At 70.7% G+C, this 5,740-nt stretch carries 8 protein-coding genes; 3 read left to right on the forward strand and 5 right to left on the reverse strand.

Going from position 1 to position 5,740, the window contains the following annotated elements; all coding sequences use genetic code 11:
* Positions 1-465: 465 nt before the first annotated feature.
* From Q1B08_RS20605 to Q1B08_RS20625, 5 genes are all read right to left on the reverse strand, one after another.
* Complete coding sequence (locus Q1B08_RS20605; protein ID WP_299823018.1) at positions 466-696, reverse strand: hypothetical protein; 231 nt, start codon at positions 694-696, stop codon at positions 466-468.
* A gap of 200 nt (positions 697-896) precedes the next feature.
* The gene (locus Q1B08_RS20610; RefSeq protein ID WP_299823020.1) at positions 897-1,139 is read right to left on the reverse strand and encodes a CNNM domain-containing protein; all 243 of its coding nucleotides are present in this window, start codon (positions 1,137-1,139) and stop codon (positions 897-899) included.
* A gap of 68 nt (positions 1,140-1,207) precedes the next feature.
* Positions 1,208-2,977: an SLC13 family permease gene (locus Q1B08_RS20615; protein WP_299823023.1), complete on the reverse strand. Its 1,770-nt coding sequence runs from the start codon at positions 2,975-2,977 to the stop codon at positions 1,208-1,210.
* Positions 2,974-3,891 carry a calcium/sodium antiporter gene (locus tag Q1B08_RS20620; protein WP_299823026.1) on the reverse strand — a complete coding sequence of 306 codons (918 nt, stop codon included), beginning with the start codon at positions 3,889-3,891 and terminating at the stop codon, positions 2,974-2,976. The genes Q1B08_RS20615 and Q1B08_RS20620 overlap by 4 nt, the downstream gene beginning before the upstream one ends.
* Positions 3,892-3,901: 10 nt before the next feature.
* Positions 3,902-4,135: a hypothetical protein gene (locus tag Q1B08_RS20625; protein ID WP_299823029.1), complete on the reverse strand. Its 234-nt coding sequence runs from the start codon at positions 4,133-4,135 to the stop codon at positions 3,902-3,904.
* A gap of 366 nt (positions 4,136-4,501) precedes the next feature.
* Between Q1B08_RS20625 and Q1B08_RS20630 the strand changes: the two genes are divergently transcribed.
* The 3 genes from Q1B08_RS20630 to Q1B08_RS20640 form a co-directional block, all read left to right on the forward strand.
* Positions 4,502-4,900, forward strand: coding sequence for a hypothetical protein (locus Q1B08_RS20630; protein WP_299823032.1), 399 nt, complete (start codon positions 4,502-4,504; stop codon positions 4,898-4,900).
* Between the two features lie 147 nt (positions 4,901-5,047).
* Positions 5,048-5,386 carry a hypothetical protein gene (locus Q1B08_RS20635; protein ID WP_299823036.1) on the forward strand — a complete coding sequence of 113 codons (339 nt, stop codon included), beginning with the start codon at positions 5,048-5,050 and terminating at the stop codon, positions 5,384-5,386.
* 66 nt (positions 5,387-5,452) lie between these two features.
* On the forward strand, positions 5,453-5,740 hold a 288-nt coding region (locus Q1B08_RS20640), incomplete at its 3' end, for a hypothetical protein (RefSeq protein WP_299823038.1).

Consider the following 5,740-nt stretch of genomic DNA (forward strand, 5'->3'; position numbering starts at 1 on the left):
GGCGGCCGCTGCGTAACCAAGGCGGAAATCCACTTAGGAAACGCCCGGAACCTGTTCAGACAAACCGAGCCACCTCTCTCGCGGGAATCCCCCGTGAGTCGGAATAGGGGCAAACTGCTTGGGCGTACGTTTCCCAAGCAGCGCGGCTCATCGGTCCACGATCCCAGGTCGCCGCCGGTGGGGTGACCCTTCGCGCCTGATCCTACTCAGGGCGCACACAGAGGGTGCGGATCGGAGGCGCGCGCTGGCCAAGACATTCGGCACGGGCGGCCCCGGTCCTTTCGACTTGGTAAACCCTTGTAGCCGATCCTGCGGCAGCGTCGGTCCCGCGCAAGGGCTACGCCCTTCTCCATTCTATTACGATCCTTCGAGTGCGGGCGATCCTCCCGCCGCCGCGATCGGTAGCTGCGACCACCAATCCGAGCGGACCCCTACCCCATGACCAAGATCCGGCGCCCGTCGAGATCAACGACCTCGACACCCGCGGCGGCCGGCCCAGCTGTCTAGCACACTGGCTGCCATCTCGAAGTCGCGGTCCGACGCTAGTTCGATCTCCCGCAACTCGGCCAGTTCGTCCGCCGGGATCCAGCCCGCGACGAGGCAGGACCCGTTGGCAAAGACCGCGACCTTGGGCTCGTCAGCCGCGTCCTCCAGGAACTTGCCGGCGATGGCCTGCAGCGCCTCCTTGGGCGCCACGACCCCCAACCAGTGCCATGTGCGCGGCCGCCGCGCGCCGCCGCTCCGCCATCTTCAGCGCGCCCTGCTCGTCGCGGACCACCGGCGCCTCGCGCAGCGGGGCGCGTGGGTCGAACGGCGTCCGCGACGCCGATCGCGCACCACCAGCACCCCGATCACGGCGTCCGGCTCGCTCTCCCAGACCGGAAGCCGCGAGCGGTTCACCGCGTGCAGACGGCGAGCGTGACACCCGACACCGCGCCCGCGAGGATGCCCGCCAGCGTGACGCCGATCTGGACGCTCGGCAGGAAGCGTCCCGGATTGGCCGCCGGGCGCAGGGCGATTGCGGCGCCCCGGTCGCCGCGACCCGTCATCACCTCGCGCCGCGCCGGACGGGCCGACGCGACCGCGCGCTCGGACAATGCCAGGAGCCCGTCGACGTGCGTGAGGACGCCGACGGCCACGATCGCGCACCCATGCCCCAGGTCCCTCCGGGACGCGACGATGGCCGTTCCGGGATGCCCCGCGATCGTCACAGCGGCCAGATCAGCGGGATCAGGGCCACCGTCGCCGCGCCGACCACGAGGTTCATTGGCACGCCGACGCGCAGGAAGTCAGCGAAGCGGTAGCCGCCCGCGGTGTAGACCAGCGTGTTGGTCTGGTAGCCGATGGGCGTCGCGAAGCTGGCCGAGGCGGCGAACATCACCGCGACCACGAAGGGCCGCGGATCGATGCCAAGGCCCTGCGCGAGACCGATGGCGATTGGCGTCATCAGTACGGCGACGGCGTTGTTCGTCACCAGCTCGGTCAGGATCGACGTTACCGCGTAGACCAGCGCGAGCGCCGCCCAGGGTCCGAACGCGTCCATCAGCGGCGCGAGCGCCGCGACGACCATGTCCACCGCGCCGGAGCGGTCGAGCGCGGTGCCGATCACGAGCATGGACACGATCAGCAGAAGGAGCGGCCCGTCGATCGCCGCGAGCCCCTCGTCCGCGTCGATGCAACCCGTGACCAGCACCAGCGCCGTGCCGATCAGCGCGAGCGCCAGGATGGGCGCCACGTCGAGGGCGGCGAGCACGATCACGCCGAGCATGATGGCGACGGCCAACGGCGCCTTGCGGCGGCGAAAGGCCCGCGCGGTGTGCGGGACGAGGGCGGTCAGACGCTGGTCCTCGACAAGTCGGTCGATATCGTCCGGCGCGCCCTCGATCAGAAGCGTATCGCCGGCGGCGAGGCGGGTCGTCTCCAGCCGCCCCTCCACGGACGCGCCGCGCCGGTGCAACGCCACAGGATAGACGCCGAACCGCCGCCGCCAGCGCATCGCGGCAAGCGTACGCCCGATCGCCTTGCTGCCCGGCCCGACCAGAACCTCCAGCGAGCCGGACGGCCGCACCCGCTCCGGCCCGGCTTCCGGCAGGGTCGCGCCGTGCAGGGCGCCCTCGCGCAGGGCCGCGAGCTCCGCATCGCGGGTCTTGAGGACCACGACATCGCCCGGCTCGAGCCGCACGTCGGCCAGCATCCGGCGCAGCGAGGCATCGCCGCGGACCACGTCCACCACACACCCCCCCTGCGAGAAGGCCGGCACCGACAGCGGCGCCTGCCCGATCAGCGGCGAGCCCGCCGGGACGAAAGCGTCCGACAGCCAGGCCCGGGGCGCGCGGCTCAGAGTTGTGCCGACGGTATCGCGCTCGGGCAGCAGGCGGCGCCCGAGGAGCAGCAGGAAGGCGCACCCGACCAGCGCCACCGCCAGTCCCAAGGGCGCGATCTCGAAAAGGCCGAAGGGCGCCAGCCCCGCCGCGCGGGCCACCCCGTCCACAAGCAGGTTGGTCGAGGTACCGATCAGCGTCACCGTCCCGCCCAGGATCACCATGTAGGAAAGCGGGATCAGCAGACGCGAGGGCACGGTGCCCACCTGCCGGGCGAGCCCGATCGCCACCGGGATCAGCACGATCACCACCGGCGTGTTGTTGAGGAACGCGGACGCCGCGGCGGCGGTGCCAAGGAAGGCCACCAGCGCCAGCGCCCCGCTGCGGGCCGATAAACGGGACAGGCCTGTGATCATCAGCGCCAGCGCCCCGGTGCGCACCAGCGCCGCGCTCAGCACGAACATCGCGGCGATCGTGACGGGCGCGGGGTTGGCCACGGCGCCCAGCACGTCGTCCGTCGCGACGAAGCCCGCCGCGAGCGCCGTCATGGCGCCGACGAAGGCCACGAGGAAGGGCGGGTATCGCTCGGTTACGAAGGCCGCGAACACCGCCGCCACTAGCGCCAGGGCGGCGTAGGGAGCAAGGTCGGGGCTCATCCCTGCGCCGCCCAGACATAGGCCGCGTAGGCCACAAGCAGCGCCGCGCCCACGGGCCGTCCGATCCGCGGCCGCAGGAGCAGCAGCGCCGTCAGCCCCGCCGAGGCGGTGAGCATGACCGGCAAATCGAAGGCGAGGAAGCGCGGGGCCACGGGGATGGGCGCGATGATCGCCGTCAGCCCCAGGATGCCCAACACGTTGAAGATGTTCGAGCCCACGATGTTGCCGATGGCGATCTCGGACTGCCGGCGCAATGCGGCGACGAGCGAGGTCGCGAGCTCGGGCAGCGAGGTGCCTATGGCCACGACCGTCAGGCCGATGAACGCCTCGGAGATGCCGAAGTCCCGCGCGATGGTCACGGCGCCGTCCACGAGGAGCCGCGCGCCCACGATCAGCGCGAGCAGGCCGCCTATGATCCACAGGAGCGCGCGGCCCGCCGGCATTCCCTCGGCCGTGTCGTCGCCCGTCGCGCCCTCCCCGGGCTGGCGGTAGGCCCACACCAGGTAGCCGGTGAGGCCCAGCACGAGCAGGGCGCCCGACGAGCGGCCCATCTCTCCCAGCCAGAACAGCGGCACCAGCGCCAGCGCCGCAGCCATCATCACCGCCGTGTCGCGCCTCAGGGTGCCTCCGCTCACGCGGATTGGCCAGATCAGTGCCGCGACGCCGACGATCAGCAGGATATTCCCGATGTTCGAGCCCACGATGTTGCCGATGGAGATGTCGGGGACGCCGCGCAGGGCCGCGTCCACCGAGACCAGAAGCTCCGGCGTGGAGGTGCCGAAGCCAACCACGGTCAGGCCGATCAGCAGCGGCGAAATCGCCAGCCGCTGCGCCGCGCCGATCGCGCCGCGCACTAGGGCCTCGCCGCCGAGGAAGAGGCCGCCGAGGCCGGCCGCCAGCATCAGGAGTTCCATGGATCGATCCTCATGGATTTTCTGGAGAACGGGCGGCGCCCCCGCGCGCGGCTTGGCGCCGTCGCAGGACGGTCCAACGGCGACGCAACCGCACGATCGCCGCCGCGACGGGCGGACGGAGGCGGGGCAGATCGACGGACAGGACGAGCAGGCCGAGCGGCAGCATCCAGAGTCCGAAGACCGGGAGGATCGCGAGCAGACTGCCGAAGATCAAAAAGATGGCAAGCGGTAGACGAACCAGCATCCACCACCATGCTCCGGACGGACGCAGCACGCGACCGAGCGGCGGAGCGACGCGGGCTATGAAGTCGATCTGACGGCCCAGCCGGCGCAGATGACGGTCGGGCGCGGGCCCGGTACGCCAACTTCCATGCCGATGCGATGCTCCCGGATCTACGGACACGATGACACCAAGTCCCGTCGCACGGGCCGCCTTCAAATTGGGTCGCGCACCGCGCGATGCGGTCCGACATCACGACACAGCGTCGTCAGAGGGGCCCGGCCCGCCACCGACAGATCGCGCTTCGACGCCGGTCTTTCAAGGGGGCGTGCCGGATCGGCGGTGGACCGGCCGATGCGGCCGGACATATCCGCGGAGGGCCTTGCGTGCATGACTGGCTACGACGATGTTCGGAACATGGACCACGGGGCGGACGAGTCTCGGCACGACAGAACGGCGCGTCTGGGGGGCGCGCTGATCGCGGTCTTCACGATCCTCGCTCTCTTCCTCTGGTCGGTGCAAGCGCCGCTCGGGTATTCGGCCGCCGCGCCCTCCCCGACGGACGCCTCGGTCCTCCAGCTCGCCGCGCTGCCTCAGGCCACCGTGCCGTGTGCGGCCGAGCCCCGCGCGGGCGGCGCGTTCGGCGAGACGGCATGCGCCGCGCTCGCCGCCGTCGTCGCACCGCGCGATGCCGCCGCATCGATGCGCGCGACATGGCGCCAGGCGTCTCCGGTCTCGCCGCGTCATGCGTCCAGACCCCCGTCGCAGGCTCCGCCCCTTCCCGCATGATCCCTTCACCGGAACCGGTGCCCGCCCGGCGGATCGCAGGCCGCTTCGATCCCACGTCGGGCGCGCGTCGCTCTGTCGTCGCATGTCCTGCGGTGACCTTTCTCGTATAGCGGCCCACAGGCGCGGGTCCGCCTCCGGAGACCTGTCATGTTCCTTCTGTCCGCCTCCGTTTCCCTATCGTTCATTTGGGCGTTCTGGGCCTGGACCCACCGTGCTCATCCCGGCCCGGACCCTGCCTCATATACCCGGATCGAGACCCTCTCGATGCAATTGATGGTCGCCCTGCTGATCGCGGGCACCATCGGCTTCGGCTCGACCTGCGCCATCCTGCTTGCGCCGGCGCAGACTTTCGGAGCCCTGTCGCCCGCGATGGCACCCACAATCCTTGCGGCGACCGCGCTTGCCTGGATCGTGGCCGTTCGGGTCCGTCGGGTCCGCGGCCCGTCTGTGCTTCCCCGCCTCGGCACTGCGGTGACGACATGCTGAGGGCTTCCGGTCAGCGTATTCCGGCGAAGCCCCGGCCAGTTCCGCAGCGAGCCCGCACCCGAACCGATGGCCCGCTCGCCCGTCCGAGAACGGACGGCGCAAGGCGGGCGCATCCGGGATTCCCGCCGCGGCCATATTCTGCTATGCTTCGGCATGCTGGGCACCGCCCAATCCCTGCCGGAGGACCCCGGCGATCTGCGCCGGTTCACGGCCCTTTTGCTGGCGGAAGTGAAGTCGCAGGCGATGCTGATCTACTGCCCGGCAGGGCATCGCCTTGGCGATGTCCCGAGTATCCGTGATGATCAAGCGGGGGTTTCGGTCCATTTCCTTCCGTCTCGGAGGAGTGCATTGGCG

It is taken from the genome of uncultured Jannaschia sp. (assembly GCF_947494025.1).
GTDB lineage: Bacteria > Pseudomonadota > Alphaproteobacteria > Rhodobacterales > Rhodobacteraceae > Jannaschia.